This is a genomic window from Burkholderia sp. AU15512, assembly GCF_002223325.1.
Lineage (GTDB): Bacteria > Pseudomonadota > Gammaproteobacteria > Burkholderiales > Burkholderiaceae > Burkholderia.
Window position 1 is genome coordinate 217,293 of sequence record NZ_NKEX01000008.1, and the last position, 20,441, is coordinate 237,733.

Here is a 20,441-nt window from a genome sequence, read left to right on the forward strand (position 1 = left end):
CATGAACTTTGAAGTCAAGGAAGATCGCTCGCTGGCCGATCGGATCGCTGCCGCCTTGGCGGACCGCATCATCTCGGGCGTCATCGCGCCAGGAGAGTGGCTGCGCCAGGATCACATCGCGGCCGAGTTCGGCGCGAGCCATGTGCCGGTACGCGAGGCGTTCAGGCGGCTGGAAGCGCAGGGGTTGGCCGTGGTGGAACCGCGAAGGGGCGTGCGTGCGGCGCCGCTCGAGCCGGCGGACGTGCTTGAAATGGCCAAGATGCGCGCTGCTTTCGAGGCGCTGGCGCTGCGCGAGGCGATGCCCGCTCTCGACGCCCGTGCGCTGGAGGAACTCGATGCGATCCTCGATCAGGAGTCGGCGGCGCGCGGTATCGCCGTGCTCGGCACGCTGAACCTCAGGTTTCATCGCGCATTGACCGCGCGGTGCGGGATGCCGCGGCTCATCGACGCAATCGGCGACATGCATCGGGCGAGTTCGCGGCATCTTTACGCGACGTGGCAGCAACTCGACTGGCAGGATCGCTCGAACGACGAGCACCGAAACATCGTCCGGGCGATACGCGACGGCGATGTGGACGCAGCGTGTGCGGCGCTGTCCGCGCATATTCTGGCTGCGGGGGATGCGCTGGCTCAGGCGTTGGGTAGTCGGTAGGCGCGGACAGGGGGCAAGCTGGCGTCGTCGAGTGGTCGCAAAGGCCAGGTTTGGGAATGGCTGCATCCGACGAATGCCGAGGCTGCGCGATCGATGCTGCAACGCTATCGCCGCAGGCGAGACGGCGGCCGAGCCAACCTGACTCTTGGCCTCCTGTCCGGCCGGTGGCAGAGACGCGTTGCAGGCCCATAAGCTGCGTCGGTGTTTCACAACTGAATCATTCGCGCCGATCTTCCCCCATTCCGTGTGCATCCGCTTGCAGGTGGGTTGCGCCGTCGACTGCGCGTCGACGCTTCACGGTTCATGTCTGAAACATTTCCCCCCTCTCACGCCTTCCTTCATCGGTGTCGCAAGACGCTGTCCCCGCGCGTCAACCGTGTGCGACCGATGGTGCGCAATTTGCTTGTTCGCTGACCGTGCATGGGGGAACGCATGCGGGAAGAAGCAATGAGAGCGCGTCGAACATCGCGTCAGTTTCTTATACGGGGAACAAGAATCATGAATCGACGACACTGGAAGCAGCAGCGGGGCGTTGCGGTTGTTGAGTTCGCATTGGTGCTTCCTTTGCTGCTGTTGGTCCTGTTCGGCATTATCGAATTCGGTCTCGTTATGTTCGACCAGGCCGTCATAACCAACGCGAGCCGCGAAGGTGCGCGAGCCGGGATCGTTTTGAAATCCCCTAAAGCTTCGACGACGGATATTCAGAATGTCGCGCTCAATTACTGCCAGACTCACTTGATCAGCCTGGGTAGCGCGTCAAAGCCTACCGTTGCCGTTCCGTCGGGGCAGGGCGGAAGCTTTGGCACACCGCTCACGGTGACGGTCACGTATAAATTCACCGGCCTGGCTCTCGGGTCGTGGATCGGGCCATTGACCAAGCTGCTGACCTTGACAGCGACCACCGTCATGAACAACGAGTGAGGAGCCGGCCATGGATCACACTCGTTTCCGAGGTGGGCGGTCATCGCGCACGTGCAGACATTCGAAGTACGCTGGCCTCGGTTCGAAGCGCCGCCGGGATCAGCGAGGTGCGGTAGCGATTACGGTCGCTTTCTTGCTGACGATACTGCTCGGTTTTGGCGCCCTGGCGATCGACGTCGGCTATCTTTTTGTCGTGCGCAACGAGCTTCAGAATGCCGCCGACGCTGCAGCGTTGGCCGGTGCGCCATGTATCTATCCGCGAGCGCAATGCGGCAACACGAAGTCGACGGCCCCCGATTGGGCCACGGCGCAGGCGCAGACGGTACAGAGCGTTTCGTTGAACAAGTCGTCAAATATGACGCTGGTCGGATACGCGACCGATGTGACGTACGGCTATTGGGACGTGACGGGAAGCGTCAAGGGTCTTCAAACCACCAAGCCGGCGTCGCCGGCCGTCGGCGAGCCGGCCGTGCAAGTTGTCGTCACGCGTTCGGGAACGAAAAACGGTGGCGGCGTTCCTTCCTTTCTGGCGAAGGTCTTAGGTTTTCAGTCGGTACCCGAGAGCGCGGTGGCTGTCGCGGTCATTTCGGATCCCGGAAATGTCGGCACCGGCGCGCTCTTCCCGGTTGCGATGACGAAATGCATGTACGACCAGTATTGGGATTCGACGAACGGAAAACCCAAGGTCGCAACCTCCACGACGCCGCCTGGCCCCGGTCAACCCAATCAGGTCGCCGGTCAGCCGTACACCTTTTACGTGACCTCGTCCTACCATGCCGGGCCTTGCGAGGCGAGTCAGTGGACGACGTTCGATACCACCGCCAATGATGTGCCGACGGTGCGGAACCTGATAGCCAGCGGCAATCCGAATCCGGCAGCGGTCGGCTCGCCGAGCGGCGTTTGCTCGACCGCTGACAACACGTGCACGTATATCCAGCCCGGCACGAAGACGACACTGTATTCGTCCGTCAACGCGTGTAGTGCGGCCGGCACGAAGGCCTGTGAATATGTGCTGATCCCGATTGTTCAGGATCTCACGACGTCGTCCTACGAGCGGATTCTGGCATTTGCATGTGTGCACATTGACGGCGCGAGTGGCGGGAGTGCGAAATACATCCAGATGGAGATGAGCAACAATCCGGACAAATGCCAGGCATCAGGGGCGGGTGGCATCGGGGCCAACTACGGCGCGTACTCGCCTGCGCGCCTGGTCGAATGAGCGAAAGGAGATCGCAGGCATGTCGATCGGCCCGGGCACCGGCGAGCGGCCGTTCGATCCGCAACGACAAACGATGATTGCCGCATACCCCATCCAGTGCCTGTATGCAGGGTATGCATGAAGCTTGACCGAGTGCCGCCGCCAGGCCCGCGCGGCGGCGGTTCAATCACCGAAACTGCCGGGCGCGCTTACGCCGCCTTGGCTGCCGCCTCTTTTGCGAGCAGACGCTGCGCCTGCGTGTCACCTTTTCCTGCTTCCTGCGCGGTTTGAACCGAGGTCTCCGTTGCTTCCGCCAACATCGCGCGCGCGGCGCTGCTGATGTTGACCGTATACGACGACGTGGACGTGCTGGTGCTTGATCCAGCGGCCGAAGAAGCGGTTGCGCTCGCGGCCGGAGCCGTCGACGCCGACCCCGAAGTCGATGCAACCGACGGACCCGGTGCCTGCGCAGTACTTTGACTGATTGCCTGGATGGACATCTGACTCTCCCGATAGAAAAGGTGTGTACTGCGTTCCTTTTATCGGCGTCGATTCATGAAACATGAGCAGTATATTTTTTCCGTTTGTAGCCGTTCTTAATCATCTGTTAAGAAATGGCGACAATCGGTCTCTGCTGCGTCTCCAGGTCAGGGCCATCGGGTGAGCCGGCTGCTTTCGATTATTGCGCATGCGGTGGCGGCGACCGATCAAGAAGGGGCGCATCAGGCCCAGATCGACTCCGCCGACCCGTGGCGTCACATCTTCATCTCGATCGACGACTTACGACGCGCTGCGTCGCGCCCGCCGCAACTGCAGCCACAATGCCGATATCAGGAAATAGGCAGCGCCTACCGCCGCATAGCCCGCGATCTTCGCGATGGCGGGCGGCATGGACGCGTGGCGCTGCGCGATGAAGAGCACGCCCGCGAGCGCGGATTGCGCGCCGCTCAGGATCATCGCCCACTGCGCGCCGACCTGCTTCCAGCGACGCAGCGCCGTGCCGAGCTGCAGCAGGCCGGAAAGAATCGCCCAGATGCCGAACACCATGAGCACCGCATGCATGCCGGCATTCAACGCAGGAAAAACCGCCAGCGTCGTGGCCGCGCTGATCGCGACGTTGACCGCCTGGGTGCGGTTCGTCGCCGCTCCGCCGCTGCGGGCGAGGTCGACGAAATTGGCGAGCGCATCCCATGCCGGATAGACGATCAGCAGGATCGCCGCGCCGGCCACGCTCTGCCGGCCGACGGAAAATGCCAGCGCGACCCAGAGCAGCGAGAATATCGCCCGGGAAAAGTAGTACCGTTTCAGCCATTGCGCGTCGGCGGGGGCACGGAAATCGGGGGAGTGATCAGCCATTTGCATTCCTTCGTATATCGGATCGTCGTTCCGACCGGCGTGCAGCGTGTCCACCGTGCGAATGCCGTGCCGACCGGATCTCCAGTGCACCGAGTATCGCGATCGTCGCGGCCGCCCGCCATCGGTCGGATGTCCGATGGCGAAGGCGCGCCCGTCGCGCACCGGGCAACGGCCGATATCGCTTCCGGCCGAATGCGGCGGGCAGCCGATCCGCACGCGCATGCACGGCGCGACGTCGTCGCGTATGATCGTTTTCCCGTTCTCGTGAATGCCCGCGCCCCATCCGATGCCCGACGCCGAAGCCCGTCACACCCCGTTGCGCATATTCGACGCCGTACGCGCGCTGGCCTTCATCGGCGATCTCAGCATGGGGCAGCCGACCGATCATTCGCTGCGCACCGGCTGGCTGGCGGCACAGCTCGCGAAGGCGGCGGGATTCGACGCGTCGGTGTGCGACACGGCCCGAGAAGTGGCGCTGTTGCGCTGGTCAGGCTGTACCGCGAACGCCGCGGGTTTCGCTCAGACGTTCGGCGACGATGTCGCGATCCGCGCCGCCATGCTCGAGAACCGGCCCGGCCTCGCCGAAGCGGTCGGCCGCGCCGGCGCCGCGATGATCCCGCTCGCGCAAATCCATTGCGAAGTGTCGGGCGAAGTCGCGCGAATACTGGGCCTGTCCCGCGCCACGGAAACCGCGCTGCGGCACATTTTCGAAAGCTGGGACGGCAACGGGCTGCCCGCACGGCTCGCGCGGGAACAGGTGCCGGCCGCCGTGTCGATCGTCACGCTCGCGGGCGATCTCGACGTATTCAGTCGCACGTACGGCATCGAGCAGGCCATCGAATGGATTGGGCAACGCGCGGGCGCACGCTATCCGGGCTTGCTCGTCGAGGCGGCCGCGCACGATGCCGCGCGCTGGCTCGCGGCGCTCGATCACCTGTCGCCCGACGGTCTCGATGCCGCATTGGCCACGCCCGATATGCAAGGTGCGACCTGCGCCGAATTGATCGCGGACGTCATCGATCTGAAACTGCCGTGGATGACCGGGTTCTCGCGTTCGGTCGCCGTGACGGCGGCCGCGTGTTACGAGCGCCTGTCGCCGGATGCGGCCGCGCGCGAACGCGTCTACCGCGCCGGGCTGATTCATGGCATCGGCAGGGCCGCGGTGCCGAACGACGTGTGGAACCTGCCGACGCGGCTGCCTGCGAGCGCATGGGAAAAGGTGCGGCTCGTGCCGTACTGGACGGAGCGCGCCGGCAGGCAGACCGGCGCGCTCGGTGAAGCGGCGGTGCTTGCGTCGTATGCGTACGAGCGGCAGGACGGTTCGGGTTATTTCCGCGGCGTGCGCGATGCCGCGCTGACGCTGGAAGCGCGCGTACTCGCGGCATCGCTGGCGTGGGTCGCGTTGCGCTCGGCCCGCCCGTGGCGAGCGGCGCTCGACGATGCGGCCGCCGCCGGCCAATTGCAGGAAGAAGCGGCGCGCGGCCGGCTATGCGGCGACGTGGTCGCGGCGCTCGTCACGGGTGGCGCGCCTGCGGCCCGGCGCATGGCCGCTCGCGCGTCGCACGACGGCCCGCGCCTGTCGCCACGGGAAATCGACGTCCTGCGGGCGATCTCCCGAGGGGCGAGCAACAAGCAGGTCGCGCAGGCGCTCTCGATGAGTCCGAGCACGGTGCGCACCCACGTCGAGAAGGCGTTTCGCAAGCTCGAATGCTCGACACGCGCCGCGGCGACGCTCAAGGCATCGGCGATGGGGTTGCTTTGACGCGATCCGCGACGCACGAAGCACGAAGCACGACGAGCATCCGTGAGTGCATCGACCCACGACCCGGCCGACATGAGGTTCAAGGTTCGCCGGTTCTGCCGTGTACGTCGTGAATCAAAAATCGCGTTGCGCCATTCAGGTAGGCCAGTCGTTCGTCGGCCCCCCGCGACCGGCGGTATTCATTCGACGCGCGAGAACACGTCCGTGATGTAACGATCGGGCGCGATATCGGTGAACGCGTCGATATCGGCCATGATGGCGGCCGTCTCCGCGGACGCGAACGCGGCGTCGAGCGCTGCCCGATCCGTGAAGCGGCACATGGCCACGACGGCCACTTCGCTATCCTGCCGTGCGGGGAAGAACGCATCGACGTATTCGAGCCCGTACGGTTTCCACGCCTTTTCCACCAGAGGAATGTGCTGCTCGACGTAGTAGCGGGCATCGAATCGCGCACCCGTCGCGCGGCGATAGGAAACGACGAAAACCATGACGAACCTCCGGGTTGGACTGATGCAACGTTGAATGTCGATACGGGCGATCTCGGGCGATCACGGCCGTTTGCGCGCGGGGCCGAAGGCCGGCTGGCCGGCGGAGCGCACCGACGACGGCGCGACCGGTGCACGTGCCAGCGAGATGCCCAGCGCGGCGCCGACGGCGAGGAACACCGAGATCGACAGGAGTGCGACGATAAACGCGTGTGCAATGGCTGCGGGATCCTGGCGCGCGCCCAGCACCGTATAAAAAATCCCGCCGATGATCGCGACGCTGAGCGACGTGCTGACCTGCAGCGTCGAGCTGGCGATACCGGCGATCATCCCCGACACCGCGGGTGCGACGCGCCCCGTCACCATGCGCATCAGCGTCGGCAGCGCGAGACCTTGTCCGAACCCGATCACGAAGAGCGCGGCGGCGAGCGGCACGGACGCGAGCGGCATCCCGATCGGCGTCGTGTCGATCAGGCAGGCGAGTCCGACGAGCCCCGCGATCTCGAGGCCCATGCCGAGCGGATTCACATAAGCGCCGATCGCACGCGTGCACAAGGGCGTCGACAGCGGGCCGAGCAGAAACCCCACGCCGAACGGCAGGAACACGAGACCCGCGCTCAACGCGTCGACGTGCAACGCATTCTGCAGATACACCGAGAACAGCAGGAAGAACGCGCCGATCGCGTACAGCAACAGCGCGATCAGCAACGCGCGGCCGAGCCCCGGTGCGCGCAGCGCGGCCGGATCGAGCAGCGGTGCGCCGCCGCGGCGGCCCAGCCGGCTCTCGTAACGCCAGAAGCCCCACGCGAGTGCCGGCGCCGCGATCAGCGATGCCCAGGCCCACACGGGCCAGCCCGCCTCGCGCCCTTCGATCAGCGGCACGATCAACGCGCCGAGCGTCAGCATCGACAGCGCGGTGCCGCCGAGGTCGAGCTTGCGCGCATGCTGCGCACGCGTTTCCTTCAGCAGCGGAATGCCGAACACGACGACCAGCATCGCCAGCGGCAGGTTGACGAGGAAGATCGTCCGCCAGCCGAGGTTCAACAGGTTCAGCGAGATCAGGATCCCGCCCAGCGCTTGCCCGATGACGGCGGCGAGGCCGAAGACCGCGCCATACAGGCTGAGCGCGAGCGGCTTTTCCGATTCGGGGAAGATCGCCTGGATCGACGCGAGCGCCTGCGGCGCCATGATCGCGGCCGTCACACCCTGCAACGCTCGCCCGGCGATGAGCATCCCCGGGGAACCCGCGAGGCCGCACAGCGTCGATGCGATGGCAAAACCGATCAACCCGAGGAAAAACACGCGGCCGCGACCGTACAGGTCACCCAGCCGCCCGCCGGTGATCAGCGTCACCGCGTACAGGCCGGCATACGACGAAATCACCAGTTGCTCGGCGGACGACGACGCGCCCAGCTCCGCGCGAATCGACGGCAGCGCGACATTGACGATGAAGAAATCCAGCGGTGGCAGAAACGCGCCGACGAGCAGCACCGCAAACATGGCCCACCGACGCGGGTCGGGCGATACGGGATCATTCCGTGACATGAACGGTTCTCCATACGGAACCAATCGGTTCCAAAGTGGGTAAAAAAATTTCAATCGAGAACGCGCATCGTGCGGTCGACCAGCGCGAGCATGTCGGCCTCGGACACGCCGGTCTTGCCCAGCACGCGCATGCCCTCGACCTGGCAGACGAGCAAACGCGCCAGCACCTGCTCGTCCTGCTCGGCGATCTCGCCGCTTGCCTGGCCGCGCACGATCGTGCCGGCATAGAGCTGCTGCAAGCGGCGGAACATGCGCCCAGTACGCTCCGCGACATCCGCGTCGCGTGCGGCCAGTTCAGTGGTCATCGCGACCGCGAGACAGCCCCGCCGGCCGGCCTCGCCGACGGACAGGCGCGCATAGCGCAGCAGCGAGTCCCGGATGGCGTCTTTCACGGTGCCGGGTTGCGACAGGATGTCCGCGGTTGCCTTGAGCCCGTCGGCCATATACAGGTCGAGCGCCGCCAGCAGCAGCGCCTTCTTGTCGCCGAAGGCCTTGTACAGGCTGCCGCGCGACAAGCCCGTGCCGGCAATCAGGTCGGGCAGGGACGCGCCTTCGTATCCGTGGTCCCAGAAGACAGCCATCGCGTCGCGCGCGGCATCTTCAAGTTCGAATTCGCGTGGGCGGCCCACGCCGGCGGAATTGGCCATTGATCGGTTTCGCAAACGATGCGGTGTCCAGGAATGGATCGCATTATAAGAACCGATCGGTTCCTATGTCAACGCGCGTTTTCAGGCCGGGCAGCGCGAGGCCGCCCTCGCGGACGGCTCGCGCCCGTCCGGTCAATCCAGCCCGCCCTGGCACAGATACTTGATCGACAGGTAATCGTCGAGCCCGTAGCGCGAGCCTTCGCGGCCGTAGCCCGATTCCTTCACGCCGCCGAACGGCGCGGCCTCGCTCGCGAGCGCGCCTTCGTTGATCCCGACGATGCCCGTTTCGAGCCGCGCCGACACGCGCGCGATGCGCCGCACGTCCTGCGTGTAGAAATACGCGGCGAGGCCGAACGGGGTGTCGTTCGCGGCGTCGATGGCGTCATCCTCGGTGTCGAACCGGAACAGCGGCGCCACCGGGCCGAACGTTTCCTCGCACGTGAGCTGCATGTCGACGCTCGCGTCGGCGAGCACCGTCGGCGCGTAGAAGTTCGGCCCCAGCTCGGTCAGGCGCTTGCCGCCGGTTAGCACGCGCGCGCCGCGTTCAACGGCATCGCCGACGTGCCGCGCGATCTTGTCCACCGCGCGCGCGTTGATCATCGGGCCGATCTGCGCGGCCGGGTCGGACGCCGGCGCGACCTTCAGCGCGGCGACGCGCGCCGCGAGCTTCGCGGCGAACGCGTCGTACACGCCGGCCTGCACGTAGATGCGGTTCGGCGATACGCACGTCTGCCCGCCATTGCGGAACTTCGCGGCCATCAGCCCGTCGACCGCGGCGTCGAGCTCGGCATCGTCGAACACGATGAACGGCGCATTGCCGCCGAGCTCCAGTGACAGCTTCTTCAGCGTCGCGGCCGAATCGCGCGCGAGCAGCTTGCCGACGGCCGTCGAGCCGGTGAACGTGATCTTGCGCACGCGGCTGTCGGCGAGCCAGTCGGCGGCCGCGTCGATGCCGCGCTCGCGCGACGCCGTGATCAGGTTCAGCACGCCCGCCGGCACGCCGGCTTCCTGCGCGAGGAACGCGAGCGCGAGCGCGGTGAGCGGCGTGTCCTCCGCGGGCTTCGCGACGACCGTGCAGCCGGCCGCGAGCGCCGGCGCGATCTTGCGCGCGATCATCGCGAGCGGGAAGTTCCACGGCGTGATCGCCGCGACGACGCCGATCGGCTCCTTCACCGCACTCAGCCGCTTGCCGCGCTGCTGCTGCGGAATGATGTCGCCGTACGTGCGCGTCGCTTCCTCGGCGAACCACAGCACGTACGACGCGCCGTACGCGACCTCGCCGCGCGCTTCCGCGAGCGGCTTGCCCTGTTCGCGCGACATCAGTTTCGCGAGATCGTCGGTATGCGCGACGATCGCCGCGTGCCAGGCTCGCAGGATCGCCGCGCGGTCGCGAGCGGGCGTCGCGCGCCAGGCGGGCAGCGCGCGTACCGCCGCATCGGTTGCCGCGCGCGCGTCGGCGGCGCCGCTGTCGGGTGCATGGGCAACGGTGTCGAGCCGTGCCGGATCGGTCACGGGGAAGCGGCTGCCGTCGAGCGCGTCGCGCCACGTGCCGTCGATCAGGTTGGCGGAGCGCAGGAGTTCGGTGCGGGTCAGCGAAAGCGGCATGGCAGGTCCTTGGATGAAGCGGTTCGACGACGGCGGCGCGGCACGCGCGCGACTGTCCCGTACGGACAGCGACGCTGCCGTATTCGCGGGGGCCGCGCGCGGTGCGTCAGTGACGTTCGCCGAACAGCGATTCGAGCGGGTAGTGCCGTTTGACGAACGGCGATTTGATGATCACGTAACTGAAATACTTCTCGATGCCGATGTTCTGCTCGAGCAGCCCTTCGACGATCGTCTGGTAATGGCTCACGCTGCGCGTGATGAACTTCAGCAGATAGTCGTAGCCGCCGCTCGCGAGGTGGCATTCGACGATCTCGTCGACGTTGCGGATCGCCGCGACGAAGCGGTCGAAATCCTCGCGTCGATGGTCGGCCAGCGTGACTTCGGTGAACACGACCTGCACGTCGCCGAGTTTCTCGAGCTGGATGTGCGCGCCGTAGCCGCCGATGTAGCCGGCCTTCTCGAGCCGCTTCACGCGGATCAGGCAGGGACTGGGCGACAGCCCGACCGCATCGGCCAGTTCGACGTTGGTCATGCGGCCGCGCTTCTGCAACTGGGAGAGGATGCGCAGGTCGATGCGATCCAGCTTGCTGTCCGTCATGTTCACGTGAGTCGGGAGTCGGAAAAATGGAATGTCCGGTTACTTTAGAGTCGAAAGATATCCGCTACAAGCCCGGCTTTCCCTTGGCCCGTCAGGCCGGCTGCGCGTGCGCGGCATCGAGCGCGCGCTGTACGCCCGAATCGGCCAGCACGTCGTCGAGCGTCTTGCGCACGCGCTCGAACAGCAGGTCGAACTCGCCCGCGGTGAAGCTCAGCGCCGGCGCGAAGCCGAGCACGCCGTCGCCGAACGCGCGGAAGACGATGCCGTTCGCATAGGCGGCCGCCGCGATCTTGTCCGGCACGTTCAGCGCCGCATCGAAGCGCGTCTTGTGCGCCTTGTCGGCCACCAGTTCGAGCGCGCCGAGCAGGCCGACCGAACGCGCGTCGCCGACGAGCGGATGCGCGCGCAGCGCGTCGAGGCCCGCGGCGAAGCGGGGCGCCATCGCCTGGCCGTTCGCGAGCAGCCCGCCGTCGTGATAGAGCTTCAGCACCTCGAGGCCGATCGCCGCACTCACCGGATGCGCGGAATACGTATGGCCGTGGCCGACCACCGGCGAATCGGCGCGGCTGCCCGCGATCCCTTCGTAGATCTCGTCGGACATCAGCACCGCGCCCATCGGCGCATAGCCGGCGGTCAGCCCCTTCGCGACGGTCATCAGGTCCGGATCGACCTGTTCGGCCTCGCACGCGAACAGCGGGCCCGTGCGGCCGAAGCCGGTGATCACCTCGTCGGCGACGAACAGGATGCCGAGGCGCCGGCACGCATCGCGCATCGCCTTCAGCCAGCCGGCCGGCGGCACGATCACGCCGCCGGAGCCCTGCACGGGCTCGCAGAAGAACGCGGCGACGTTGTCCGCGCCGAGTTCGGCGACCTTCGCTTCGAGCGCGGCGACCGACGCGGCGATCAGCGCCTGCGGATCGCTGCCGAGCGGATGGCGATACGGGTAGGGCGACGGAATGTGGTGCTGATCGGCACGCGGCAGGTCGAAATGGCGATGGAACGCCGGCAGCGCGGTGAGGCCGGCGCCGATCGACGACGAACCGTGATAGCCGCGCTCCAGCGCGATCATCTGCTTTTTCGACGGGCGGCCGGTCGCGTTGAAATAGTGCGTGATGAAACGGATCGCGGAATCGACGGCATCCGAGCCACCGAGCGTGAAGTAGACGCGGTTCAGCGACGGCGGCGCGAGCGCCGCGAGCCGTTCGGCAAGCTCGATCGCCGGCTGCGAGCCGAAATGGAAATAGCCGGTTGCGTACGGCAGCTTGGCCAGCTGGTCGGCGGCGGCTTTCACGATGCTGTCGCGGCCGTAGCCGACGTTCACGCACCACAGGCCGGAGAACGCGTCGAGCAGCGTATGGCCGGCGGCATCGCGCAGGAACACGCCGTCCGCGGATTCGAGCACGGTGACGCCGCGCGCTTCGTGCGCACGGTAATTGACGACGGGGTGGATCAGGTGTTGACGATCGGCTTCGATCAGCGCGGCTTGGTTCATGGCAGGCAGGACTCTCGTCAGGTGTCAGCGGTGAGGTCATGCTAACGGGCGAGAAATCCGGATGCGTCTTCAATTTGCGGCCCGAAACGTATGCGCGCGGCGTTTGCACGGGGCGCTTCGGCATTTTCTGCTGCGCGTCCCGCGCGGCCGGACATCGACGTCAGTAGCCGCGCGCGCGATCGACGACGCCGATCATCGGCTGGCCCGCGCGATGGCGCGCGAGGTTCGCGAGCACCGCATCGACCGCGGTGTCGGGCCGTGTCGCGCTCGCGATGTGCGGCGTGATGCGGATGCGCGGATGGGCCCAGAACGGATGGCCGGCCGGCAACGGTTCGGGGTCCGTCACGTCGAGGATCGCGCTGTCGACGCGGCCGCTCGCGAGCGCCGCGAGCAGCGCGGCTGCATCGAGCTGCGGGCCGCGCCCGACCTGCACGAGCGACGCGCCTGCGGGCAGCGCATCGAACACGCGTGCGCCGAGCAGCCCGCGCGTGCTGTCGGTGAGCGGCAGCAGGCAGATCAGTATGTCGGTGCGCGCCAGGAACGCGTCGAGCGCCGCGTCGCCCGCATAGCACTCGATGCCGTCGAGCGAGCGCGGCGTGCGGCTCCAGCCGGCGCACGGGAAACCGAAGCGCCGCAGCGTATCGAGCACGGCCTGGCCGAGCGTGCCGAGGCCGAGTACGCCGACGCGCCGCGACGCGGCCGCCCGTACGGGTTTCTCGTGCCATACCTGGTCGCGCTGCTGCGCGGCATAGTCGAACAGGTCGCGATGGATCGTCAGCACGGCCTGCGTCACGTATTCGACCATCCCTTCGACGATGCCCGGCTCGATCATCCGTACGACGGGGATGTGCGACGGCACGCGCGACAGGTCGAACTGGTCGATGCCGGCGCCGACCGAGAACACGACTTCGAGATTCGGCAACAGCGCGACCGGATCGTCCGGCGGCTGCCAGGCGGCGAGATAGCGGACGGCCGCGGCGTCGCCGAGGTCCGGCCAGATCCGGAACGGCAGATCGGGCGCCTGTTGCGCGAAGCGTGCCGCCCACTGCGCGCCGCGCACCGGGTCGGCCTTGTAGAGAAAGCTCATCGTGTGTCCCGTTCAGCCGAGCGCCTGGCTCACGATCGCGAACGCGCGCAGCGCCGGGTCGCGCGCGGGCGTCGCACCGCGCGCCATCGTGACGACGGTATCGACGCGCGGCAGCCCGAGCCCATCCAGCCAGTCGGACAGCCCGCTGTCGCTCGGCAGGTCGACCCGCACGAACATCCCTTCATTCAACGCGAGCCAGTGACTGATCAGCGCCTGCGCGCGCAGCGCATCCGGCGCGATCACCGGGCCGATCACGTGGCCCGGGCCGAAGCGGCGGAACAGCGCGAAGCCGAGCAGCTCGCCGTCGCGATCGAGCGCGATGCCGTTCGCGACGTCGAGCAGCGCGTCGGTCACCGCGCCGCGCTCGTAGCCGGCTGCGCGCGACGCGAGCGCGGCGAGGCGCGGCCCGTCGTTGGTGCCGAGCGGGCGCAGGCGCTCGCCGGGCGGCAGCGAGATCAGCGGCGGCCGGAACGCCGCGCCCTGATGCTGGTTGATCGTATCGATCGGCGCGAAGCCGAACGCCGCGTACAGCGGCTCGCGTCCCGGCATCGCATGCAGAAAGACGGTGCGGGTGCCGAAGCCGTCGAGCGCGCGGGCAAGGAGCTCGCGCTCGATGCCGCCGCCCGCGCGCTCGGGCGACACGATCACCATGCCGAGCGCCGCGTGTGACTCACCGAGGCGCCAGCCCAGCGCGGTCCCCACGACGCCGGTCTCGTCTTCGGCGACGATGCCGCCGCCGAGCTGGAGCACGAAGCGCCAGTCCTCGAGCCGGTGCGGCCACTTGACCGCCTCCGACAGCCGATGGGCGGCGGGCAGGTCGGTGTCGGCGAACGGGCGATAGGTGAGCGTGCGGGAAGGGTTGAGGTCGGACACGCCGGACTCCGGATGGGTGGAAATGACGCAGTCACTCTGCCAGCGCGGGTGCGGCGCGGATAGGACGATTCGCCTGTTTTCCGGCGCCGACGGGCGCGCCCGCGAGATCGATGCAAACCCGTTCGATCGGCGCGGACGAACGCGTGGATCGTGCTGGCGCGGCCGGTCAATCCCGCCACTCCTGCTGTGGGAGCACCACTAAGATAAATGCACGGCGGCGCTCCCGCCTGCCGGCGGGCCGCACGGTAGGCGAGCCCGCTGCGGCAGCACGGCGGCCACCGGCCGGCCCCGCCCAGCCGCGCCGCGCCCGATCGCGCCGCAGATCGTGCTGCATGTGCCGGGCAACTTGCGGCGATTGTGCGCTTTGAGCGGCGCCGAACGATGCGCGAACGACTTTTTGCCCTGATTCAATTTCGTTGAACCCAGCCCATCCCCGGCCCTGCCGGGGCTTCACACCGACAGGACGTCACCATGATCCAGTTTGAACCGAAGTACATCACCTTCGACTGCTACGGCACGCTGACCCATTTCCGGATGGCCGAGACGGCGCGCGAAATCTACGCGGACCGGCTGTCGCCGGCGACGATGGAGGCCTTCGTGCGCGCGTTCGCCGCCTATCGGCTCGACGAGGTGCTGGGCGCATGGAAGCCGTACCGCGACGTCGTCGTCAACGCGATTCGCCGCACCTGCGCGCGGGTCGGCGTGACGTTCGACGAGGCCGAGGCCGAGCTTTTCTATCAGGCGGTGCCGACGTGGGGCCCGCACCCGGACGTGCCGGCCGGGCTGTCGCGGCTGGCGTCGAAGTACAAGCTGGTGATCCTGTCGAACGCGATGGACGAGCAGATCATGAGCAACGTCGACAAGCTCGGCGCGCCGTTCCATGCGGTGTTCACCGCGCAGCAGGCGCAATCGTACAAGCCGCGCATGCAGGGCTTCGAATACATGTTCGACAAGCTCGGCTGCAAGCCCGAGGACGTGCTGCACGTGTCGTCGAGCCTGCGCTACGACCTGATGACGGCCGAGGATATCGGGATCAGGCACAAGGCGTTCGTGAACCGCGGCCACGAGCCGGGCACGCCGTTCTACAACTATTACGAAGTGTCGGACATCGGCCAGCTCGCGACGCAACTCGGCCTGTAAGCCGCTAGCGCCGGCCGATTCGTCGATCGTCGCGACGGGACGCGGCCGCGAGGCCGCCGGGGCCCGTCGCGCGTTCGATCAGCGTACGCAACGAGGGTAATTACCGATATCGAGTCGTTCAAGGCGGGGCCGCCCGGGCCGATATATGTACCGAACGGTTAATATTTCGAGGCCCCGCATGAAGTTGTCCACCAAACTGCTGATGCTCGTCGCCGCGGCGCTGCTCGGCGTCGTCCTGCTCGCCGCGTTGTCGCTGCACACGCTGCGCGACGCGCTGATCGACAGCCGCCGCGAAGAGATCGTCATGCTGCTGACCAAGGCCGAGCATCTGGTCGATTCGTATCGCGCGATGCAGACGAGCGGCACGCTCACGCAGGAGCAGGCGCAGCAGCAGGCCAAGGCCGCGCTGGCGGCGCTCAACGCGAATTCGAAGAGTTACTTCTGGGTCACGACGTCCGACGGCGTCAACCTCGTGCACCCGAACGCGAAGTTCATCGGCACGCGCGCGAAAGGCAACCGCACGACCAGCGGCCTGACCGACAGCGAGGCGTACCGCGCGGGCATGGCGCAGTCGCATTTCGCGCTCGTCGACGTGCTGATCAAGCGCAGCCCCGACGCGGACCTGGAGCCGAAGCTGCAGGGCGTGGTCGCGATTCCGGACTGGGACTGGTGGATCGGCACCGGATTTTTCTACGACGACATCAACGCGGCGTTTGCCCGGCTCGCGACGGTGCTGGGCGCGATCACGCTCGTCATCGCCGCGGCGCTCGCGGCCATCGCATGGGGCGTGCTGCGCAGTGTCAGGCGCACGCTGGGCGGCGAGCCCGCGCATGCGACGCAGATCGCCGCCCGCATCGCCGCCGGCGAACTGGATGTGCGGTTCGATACGGCGCACGCCGCGCCCGGCAGCCTGCTCGTCGCGCTCGGCGACATGAAGGCGCGGCTGACCGACACCATCGCCGAGATCCAGACCACGACGCACTCGATCGCCACCGGCACCGGCGAGATCGCGCAAGGCAACCTGGACCTGTCGCAGCGCACGGAGCAGCAGGCCGCGTCGCTGCAGGAAACGGCCGCGAGCATGGAGCAGATGACGTCCACGGTCAAACAGAACGCGGACAACGCACGCCAGGCGAATGCGCTCGTGGGCCAGGCGAAGGCGGCGACCGAACTCGGCGGCGCCGCCGTGCAGGCGGTCGTCGAAACGATGCGGCAGATTTCGGACGGGTCGGTGCGGATCGCCGACATTACCGTCGTGATCGAAAGCATCGCGTTCCAGACCAACATTCTCGCGCTCAACGCCGCGGTGGAAGCCGCGCGGGCCGGCGAGGAGGGGCGCGGGTTCGCCGTCGTCGCGTCGGAAGTCCGCTCGCTCGCGCAACGCAGCGCCGCGGCTGCGAAGGACATCAAGGGATTGATCGACGCGTCGGTCGAGCGGGCCGGCAGCGGCAGCCGGCTCGTCGAGACAGCGGGCGAACGCATGACGGAGATCGTCCGGTCGATCGACCGCGTGGCCGACATCATGGGCGAGATTTCGGCGGCATCGGCCGAGCAGAGCACCGGCATCGAACAGATCGGGCTGGCGGTCGCGCAAATGGACGAAGTCACCCAGCAGAACGCCGCGCTCGTCGAGCAGGCGGCTGCGGCCGCGTCGTCGCTGGACGAGCAGGCGGCGCGCCTGCGGGCCGCCGTATCGGTATTCCGCCTGGCCGCGTGACGGCTGCGCGCCGTCCGCCCGCGGCCGGCGCATCATCCTGCCTGATCGCCTGATCGCCTGATCGCCTGACTGCCTGACTGCCTGACTGCCTGCGGTGCGCCGCGCCGGCACACGCCCTGCGTGCGCGCCGACATGCCGGTGATGGACACGTCGCCGCCTGGCGGCGCGGTTCCTGACGGCTGCACGGCCCCGGTTTCCGGGCAGTCCTGTCATCTTCCCGTCTTCCCCCGAAGCCGTTCCGATCGAGCGGCATTCTTCTGAACTTTCCCACCCGACGTACCGTCGCGATCCCCGCTGCCGACGCCCGTGCGTGCGGCGATTCGCCGTGACGTACCGCTCGTTTCGGCCGTCGTCGGCAGGCGCGCACGCGTTCGATACAAACATGCGGTTTGCGTGAGCCAAACGCGCGCCGGATGCCGAACGGGCAATTTTGTCGGCGCAATCTGCGGCGGCTGCGGCCTTACGATTTCCTGCATCGACACGGGTTGGGCAGCCGCCGTGACATGCCGCCGGGCACAGGGCGACACGTGCGCGCACGCAGCAAATCATGCTGCGCAGGCTACCCAAAACGGTCGATTCGTATCGTGCGGGCCGCCCGAATCGCGACAAACCGCATTTTGGCGATGCTTAAATGAATTGCATGACGACGTTGCGACCGCCACCAGCACGCGGGCGCGGCGGGATTCGAGAACACGCTGGACCCAAGACCCCACTTTCCACAGTCAGGAGCAGTTCGGATGAGCGACGATATCGACAATGGCGGCAAGGGCGGCTTCACGCGCCGCGACATGATGAAGGTCATGGCGGCGGGCGGCATGATGGCCGCCGGCGCCGGCGGACTGCTGATGACCCCCGGCGCTGCGTTCGCCGCGCCCGCGCCGAAGCGCGGCGGCAAGATCCGGGTCGCGAACGAAGCCGGCTCGACGGCCGATACGCTCGACCCGGCCAAGGGCTCGACGGGCGCGGACTATACGCGCTTCTTCATGTTCTACAGCGGCCTCACGCAGCTCGATGCGAGCCTCACGCCGCAGATGAACCTCGCCGAGTCGCTGCAGACGACCGATGCGAAGACCTGGATCATCAAGCTGCGCAAGGGCGTCACGTTCCACGACGGCAAGCCGGTCGGCCCGGCCGACGTGGTGTTCTCGCTGATGCGCCACAAGAACCCGGCCACCGCGTCGAAGGTCAAGACGCTTGCCGAACAGTTCACGGATGCGAAGGCGAGCGGCCCCGACGAAGTCACGTTGACGCTCGCCAGCCCGAACGCGGACCTGCCGGTGATCCTCGCGACGCCGCAGCTCGTGATCGTCAAGGACGGCACGACCGACTTCTCGACCGGCATCGGCTGCGGCCCGTACAAGCTGAAGTCGTTCAAGCCGGGCGTGTCGACCGTCGGCGTGCGCAACGACAGCTACTTCAAGCCGGGCAAGCCGTATCTCGACGAGATCGAGCTGATCGGCATCAGCGACAGCGCCGCGCGCCTGAACGCGCTGCTGTCGGGCGACGTGCACCTGATCAACGCGATCGATCCGCGCTCGACGCAGCGGGTCTCGTCGACGCCGGGCTATGCGCTGAAGGAAACCAAGTCGGGCCTCTATACCGACCTGATCATGCGCAGCGACAACCCGATCGTATCGAGTCCCGATTTCGTCGAAGGGATGAAGTACCTGTTCGATCGCGAGCAGCTCCGCACGGCGGTGTTCCGCGGCTACTCGGTGATCGGCAACGACCAGCCGATTCCGCCGGGGCACCGCTACTTCAACGCGTCGCTGCCCCAGCGGCCGCACGATCCGGACAAGGCGAAGTTCCTGCTGCAGAAGGCCGGTGCGCTGGGTGCCGCGCTGCCGCCGATCTATGCGACGTCCGACGCGAACGGGTCGATCGAAATGGCCGTGCTGCTGCAGCAGGCCGGCCAGAAGATCGGGCTGAACCTGCAGGTCAATCGCGCGTCGCCCGACGGCTACTGGTCGAACCACTGGATGAAGCACCCGCTCACCTTCGGCAACATCAACCCGCGCTCGAGCGCCGACGTGCTGTTCACGCAGTTCTTCAAGTCGGATGCGCCGTGGAACGAGTCGGGCTGGAAGAACGCGAAGTTCGACCAGTTGCTGCTCGCCGCACGCTCGGAAACCGACGACGCGAAGCGCAAGCAGATGTACGGCGACATGCAGGTGATCGTGGCGCAGCAGGGGCGGGTCGGCATTCCGGCGTTCATCAGCTTCCTCGACGGCTACGACAAGCGGCTCGCGGGCCTCGGCTCGATCCCCACCGGGCCGATGATGGGCTTCACGTTCGCCGAGAACGTGTGGTGGAACGCATGACGTTGTCGTCGGCCGCCGTCGCGCGGCCGGTGCGGGCCACCGCGCCGGCCACGCGCGGGCTTTTCAGGAGTGCCGCCCCATGAACCGAATTCTCATTGGCCTGATCGGCCGGCGCATCGCGGTCACCGCGCTGACGCTGCTGATCGTGTCCGCGATCATCTTCACGATCACGAACCTGCTGCCGGGCGACGCCGCGCAGGCCGCGCTCGGCCAGTCGGCGACGCCGGAGACGGTCGCCGCGCTGCGCCAGCAGTTCGGTCTCGACATGCCGGCGCACGTGCGTTACGTGCACTGGCTCACCGGCCTGTTGCACGGCGATTTCGGCCGGTCGCTGTCCGGCGACATGCCGGTGTCGGAGCTGATCGGCGGGCGCCTGCCGAAATCGCTCGCGCTCGCGGCGATCACGACCGCCGTGTCGGTGCCGATCGCGCTGCTGCTCGGCATCCTCGCGGCCGTCAAGCGCGAGTCGGTGGTGGACCGCGTGATCAGCCTCGGCACGTTGTCGCTCGTCGCGACGCCGGAGTTCCTGATCGCGACGGTCGCCGTGCTCGTGTTCGCGGTGAAGCTGCGCTGGCTGTCCGCGTTGTCGTACAGCGGCCCGATCGAAAGCCTGCACGATTTCCTGCGTGCGTATGCGATGCCGGTGCTGACGCTGTGCGCGGTCGTGATCGCGCAGATGGCGCGCATGACGCGCGCCGCGGTGATCGAGCAACTGAGCGCGTCGTATGTCGAGATGGCCGTGCTCAAGGGCGCGAGCCCGGCTCGCGTCGTACTGCGCCATGCGTTGCCGAACGCGATCGGCCCGATCGCCAATGCGATCGCGCTGAGCCTGTCGTATCTGCTCGGCGGCGTGATCGTCGTCGAGACGATCTTCAACTATCCGGGCCTGGCAAGCCTGATGGTCGACGCCGTCAGCAACCGCGATTTTCCGTTGGTCCAGGCGTGCACGCTGATCTTCTGCGTCGCGTACCTGACGCTCGTGCTGTTCGCCGACCTGTGCTCGATCGTGTCGAACCCGCGACTGCGAACCTGAGCGTTCCGT

The 20,441-nt window shown here is 67.2% G+C and carries 18 protein-coding genes; 8 read left to right on the forward strand and 10 right to left on the reverse strand.

Translation table 11 applies throughout. The features are described 5' to 3' along the window. Window position 1: 1 nt before the first annotated feature. The 3 genes from CFB43_RS33290 (at window position 2) to CFB43_RS33300 (ending at window position 2,792) form a co-directional block, all read left to right on the forward strand. A complete protein-coding gene (locus tag CFB43_RS33290; protein ID WP_256990171.1) occupies window positions 2-652 on the forward strand; it encodes a GntR family transcriptional regulator in 651 nt (216 codons plus the stop codon). Between the two features lie 498 nt (window positions 653-1,150). Beyond that, window positions 1,151-1,573: a TadE/TadG family type IV pilus assembly protein gene (locus tag CFB43_RS33295; protein WP_089498390.1), complete on the forward strand. Its 423-nt coding sequence runs from the start codon at window positions 1,151-1,153 to the stop codon at window positions 1,571-1,573. Window positions 1,574-1,691: 118 nt separating this feature from the next. Beyond that, a complete protein-coding gene (locus CFB43_RS33300) occupies window positions 1,692-2,792 on the forward strand; it encodes a pilus assembly protein TadG-related protein (protein WP_256990218.1) in 1,101 nt (366 codons plus the stop codon). A 188-nt stretch (window positions 2,793-2,980) separates the two neighbouring features. Here the strand turns inward: CFB43_RS33300 and CFB43_RS38155 are convergent, their stop codons facing one another. Both CFB43_RS38155 and CFB43_RS33305 read right to left on the reverse strand, forming a co-directional pair. Further along, on the reverse strand, window positions 2,981-3,271 hold the full coding sequence (locus CFB43_RS38155; protein WP_143330899.1) for a hypothetical protein: 291 nt from the start codon (window positions 3,269-3,271) through the stop codon (window positions 2,981-2,983). Between the two features lie 280 nt (window positions 3,272-3,551). Continuing rightward, complete coding sequence (locus CFB43_RS33305; protein ID WP_089498392.1) at window positions 3,552-4,127, reverse strand: DUF308 domain-containing protein; 576 nt, start codon at window positions 4,125-4,127, stop codon at window positions 3,552-3,554. Window positions 4,128-4,413: 286 nt separating this feature from the next. Here CFB43_RS33305 and CFB43_RS33310 point away from each other — a divergent pair, with 286 nt between their 5' ends. Then, window positions 4,414-5,889: an HD domain-containing phosphohydrolase gene (locus CFB43_RS33310; RefSeq protein ID WP_089499039.1), complete on the forward strand. Its 1,476-nt coding sequence runs from the start codon at window positions 4,414-4,416 to the stop codon at window positions 5,887-5,889. Window positions 5,890-6,068: 179 nt separating this feature from the next. Here CFB43_RS33310 and CFB43_RS33315 read toward each other — a convergent pair whose 3' ends face one another. The 8 genes from CFB43_RS33315 to CFB43_RS33350 all read right to left on the reverse strand — a co-directional run bounded on the left by CFB43_RS33315 (window position 6,069) and on the right by CFB43_RS33350 (window position 14,221). After that, complete coding sequence (locus CFB43_RS33315) at window positions 6,069-6,377, reverse strand: EthD family reductase (RefSeq protein ID WP_089498393.1); 309 nt, start codon at window positions 6,375-6,377, stop codon at window positions 6,069-6,071. Window positions 6,378-6,437: 60 nt separating this feature from the next. Further along, window positions 6,438-7,919: an MFS transporter gene (locus CFB43_RS33320; RefSeq protein WP_089498394.1), complete on the reverse strand. Its 1,482-nt coding sequence runs from the start codon at window positions 7,917-7,919 to the stop codon at window positions 6,438-6,440. A 50-nt stretch (window positions 7,920-7,969) separates the two neighbouring features. Further along, window positions 7,970-8,566: a TetR/AcrR family transcriptional regulator gene (locus CFB43_RS33325; protein WP_089498395.1), complete on the reverse strand. Its 597-nt coding sequence runs from the start codon at window positions 8,564-8,566 to the stop codon at window positions 7,970-7,972. Window positions 8,567-8,698: 132 nt separating this feature from the next. Then, window positions 8,699-10,171 carry an NAD-dependent succinate-semialdehyde dehydrogenase gene (locus tag CFB43_RS33330; RefSeq protein WP_089498396.1) on the reverse strand — a complete coding sequence of 491 codons (1,473 nt, stop codon included), beginning with the start codon at window positions 10,169-10,171 and terminating at the stop codon, window positions 8,699-8,701. Between the two features lie 106 nt (window positions 10,172-10,277). Beyond that, window positions 10,278-10,769, reverse strand: a complete 492-nt coding sequence (locus CFB43_RS33335) for an Lrp/AsnC family transcriptional regulator (RefSeq protein WP_006749694.1) — start codon at window positions 10,767-10,769, stop codon at window positions 10,278-10,280. Between the two features lie 91 nt (window positions 10,770-10,860). Further along, a complete protein-coding gene (locus tag CFB43_RS33340; RefSeq protein WP_089498397.1) occupies window positions 10,861-12,261 on the reverse strand; it encodes an aspartate aminotransferase family protein in 1,401 nt (466 codons plus the stop codon). Between the two features lie 160 nt (window positions 12,262-12,421). Beyond that, window positions 12,422-13,348 carry a 2-hydroxyacid dehydrogenase gene (locus CFB43_RS33345; protein WP_089498398.1) on the reverse strand — a complete coding sequence of 309 codons (927 nt, stop codon included), beginning with the start codon at window positions 13,346-13,348 and terminating at the stop codon, window positions 12,422-12,424. Between the two features lie 12 nt (window positions 13,349-13,360). Further along, window positions 13,361-14,221, reverse strand: coding sequence for a GNAT family N-acetyltransferase (locus tag CFB43_RS33350; RefSeq protein ID WP_089498399.1), 861 nt, complete (start codon window positions 14,219-14,221; stop codon window positions 13,361-13,363). A gap of 471 nt (window positions 14,222-14,692) precedes the next feature. On the opposite strand from CFB43_RS33350, the gene CFB43_RS33355 reads away from it, so the two are divergent. From CFB43_RS33355 to CFB43_RS33370, 4 genes are all read left to right on the forward strand, one after another. Beyond that, entirely contained in the window at window positions 14,693-15,361 is a 669-nt protein-coding gene (locus CFB43_RS33355; RefSeq protein ID WP_089498400.1) for a haloacid dehalogenase type II, read from the forward strand. A gap of 178 nt (window positions 15,362-15,539) precedes the next feature. After that, on the forward strand, window positions 15,540-17,078 hold the full coding sequence (locus CFB43_RS33360) for a methyl-accepting chemotaxis protein (RefSeq protein WP_089498401.1): 1,539 nt from the start codon (window positions 15,540-15,542) through the stop codon (window positions 17,076-17,078). Window positions 17,079-17,815: 737 nt separating this feature from the next. Further along, window positions 17,816-19,399 (forward strand): ABC transporter substrate-binding protein, encoded by a 1,584-nt coding sequence (locus CFB43_RS33365; protein WP_089498402.1) that lies wholly within the window; start codon window positions 17,816-17,818, stop codon window positions 19,397-19,399. Window positions 19,400-19,478: 79 nt separating this feature from the next. Then, on the forward strand, window positions 19,479-20,432 hold the full coding sequence (locus CFB43_RS33370) for an ABC transporter permease (protein ID WP_089459918.1): 954 nt from the start codon (window positions 19,479-19,481) through the stop codon (window positions 20,430-20,432). Window positions 20,433-20,441: the final 9 nt, after the last annotated feature.

What these genes read in the sequence shown, in the direction of transcription:
- CFB43_RS33290 (WP_256990171.1), top strand. Translation starts at nt 2, where the DNA reads ATGAACTTTGAAGTCAAGGAAGATCGCTCGCTGGCCGATCGGATCGCT.
- CFB43_RS33295 (WP_089498390.1), top strand. Translation starts at nt 1,151, where the DNA reads ATGAATCGACGACACTGGAAGCAGCAGCGGGGCGTTGCGGTTGTTGAG.
- CFB43_RS38155 (WP_143330899.1), bottom strand. Translation starts at nt 3,271, where the DNA reads ATGTCCATCCAGGCAATCAGTCAAAGTACTGCGCAGGCACCGGGTCCG.
- CFB43_RS33305 (WP_089498392.1), bottom strand. Translation starts at nt 4,127, where the DNA reads ATGGCTGATCACTCCCCCGATTTCCGTGCCCCCGCCGACGCGCAATGG.
- CFB43_RS33310 (WP_089499039.1), top strand. Translation starts at nt 4,414, where the DNA reads ATGCCCGACGCCGAAGCCCGTCACACCCCGTTGCGCATATTCGACGCC.
- CFB43_RS33315 (WP_089498393.1), bottom strand. Translation starts at nt 6,377, where the DNA reads ATGGTTTTCGTCGTTTCCTATCGCCGCGCGACGGGTGCGCGATTCGAT.
- CFB43_RS33320 (WP_089498394.1), bottom strand. Translation starts at nt 7,919, where the DNA reads ATGTCACGGAATGATCCCGTATCGCCCGACCCGCGTCGGTGGGCCATG.
- CFB43_RS33325 (WP_089498395.1), bottom strand. Translation starts at nt 8,566, where the DNA reads ATGGCCAATTCCGCCGGCGTGGGCCGCCCACGCGAATTCGAACTTGAA.
- CFB43_RS33330 (WP_089498396.1), bottom strand. Translation starts at nt 10,171, where the DNA reads ATGCCGCTTTCGCTGACCCGCACCGAACTCCTGCGCTCCGCCAACCTG.
- CFB43_RS33335 (WP_006749694.1), bottom strand. Translation starts at nt 10,769, where the DNA reads ATGACGGACAGCAAGCTGGATCGCATCGACCTGCGCATCCTCTCCCAG.
- CFB43_RS33340 (WP_089498397.1), bottom strand. Translation starts at nt 12,261, where the DNA reads ATGAACCAAGCCGCGCTGATCGAAGCCGATCGTCAACACCTGATCCAC.
- CFB43_RS33345 (WP_089498398.1), bottom strand. Translation starts at nt 13,348, where the DNA reads ATGAGCTTTCTCTACAAGGCCGACCCGGTGCGCGGCGCGCAGTGGGCG.
- CFB43_RS33355 (WP_089498400.1), top strand. Translation starts at nt 14,693, where the DNA reads ATGATCCAGTTTGAACCGAAGTACATCACCTTCGACTGCTACGGCACG.
- CFB43_RS33360 (WP_089498401.1), top strand. Translation starts at nt 15,540, where the DNA reads ATGAAGTTGTCCACCAAACTGCTGATGCTCGTCGCCGCGGCGCTGCTC.
- CFB43_RS33365 (WP_089498402.1), top strand. Translation starts at nt 17,816, where the DNA reads ATGAGCGACGATATCGACAATGGCGGCAAGGGCGGCTTCACGCGCCGC.
- CFB43_RS33370 (WP_089459918.1), top strand. Translation starts at nt 19,479, where the DNA reads ATGAACCGAATTCTCATTGGCCTGATCGGCCGGCGCATCGCGGTCACC.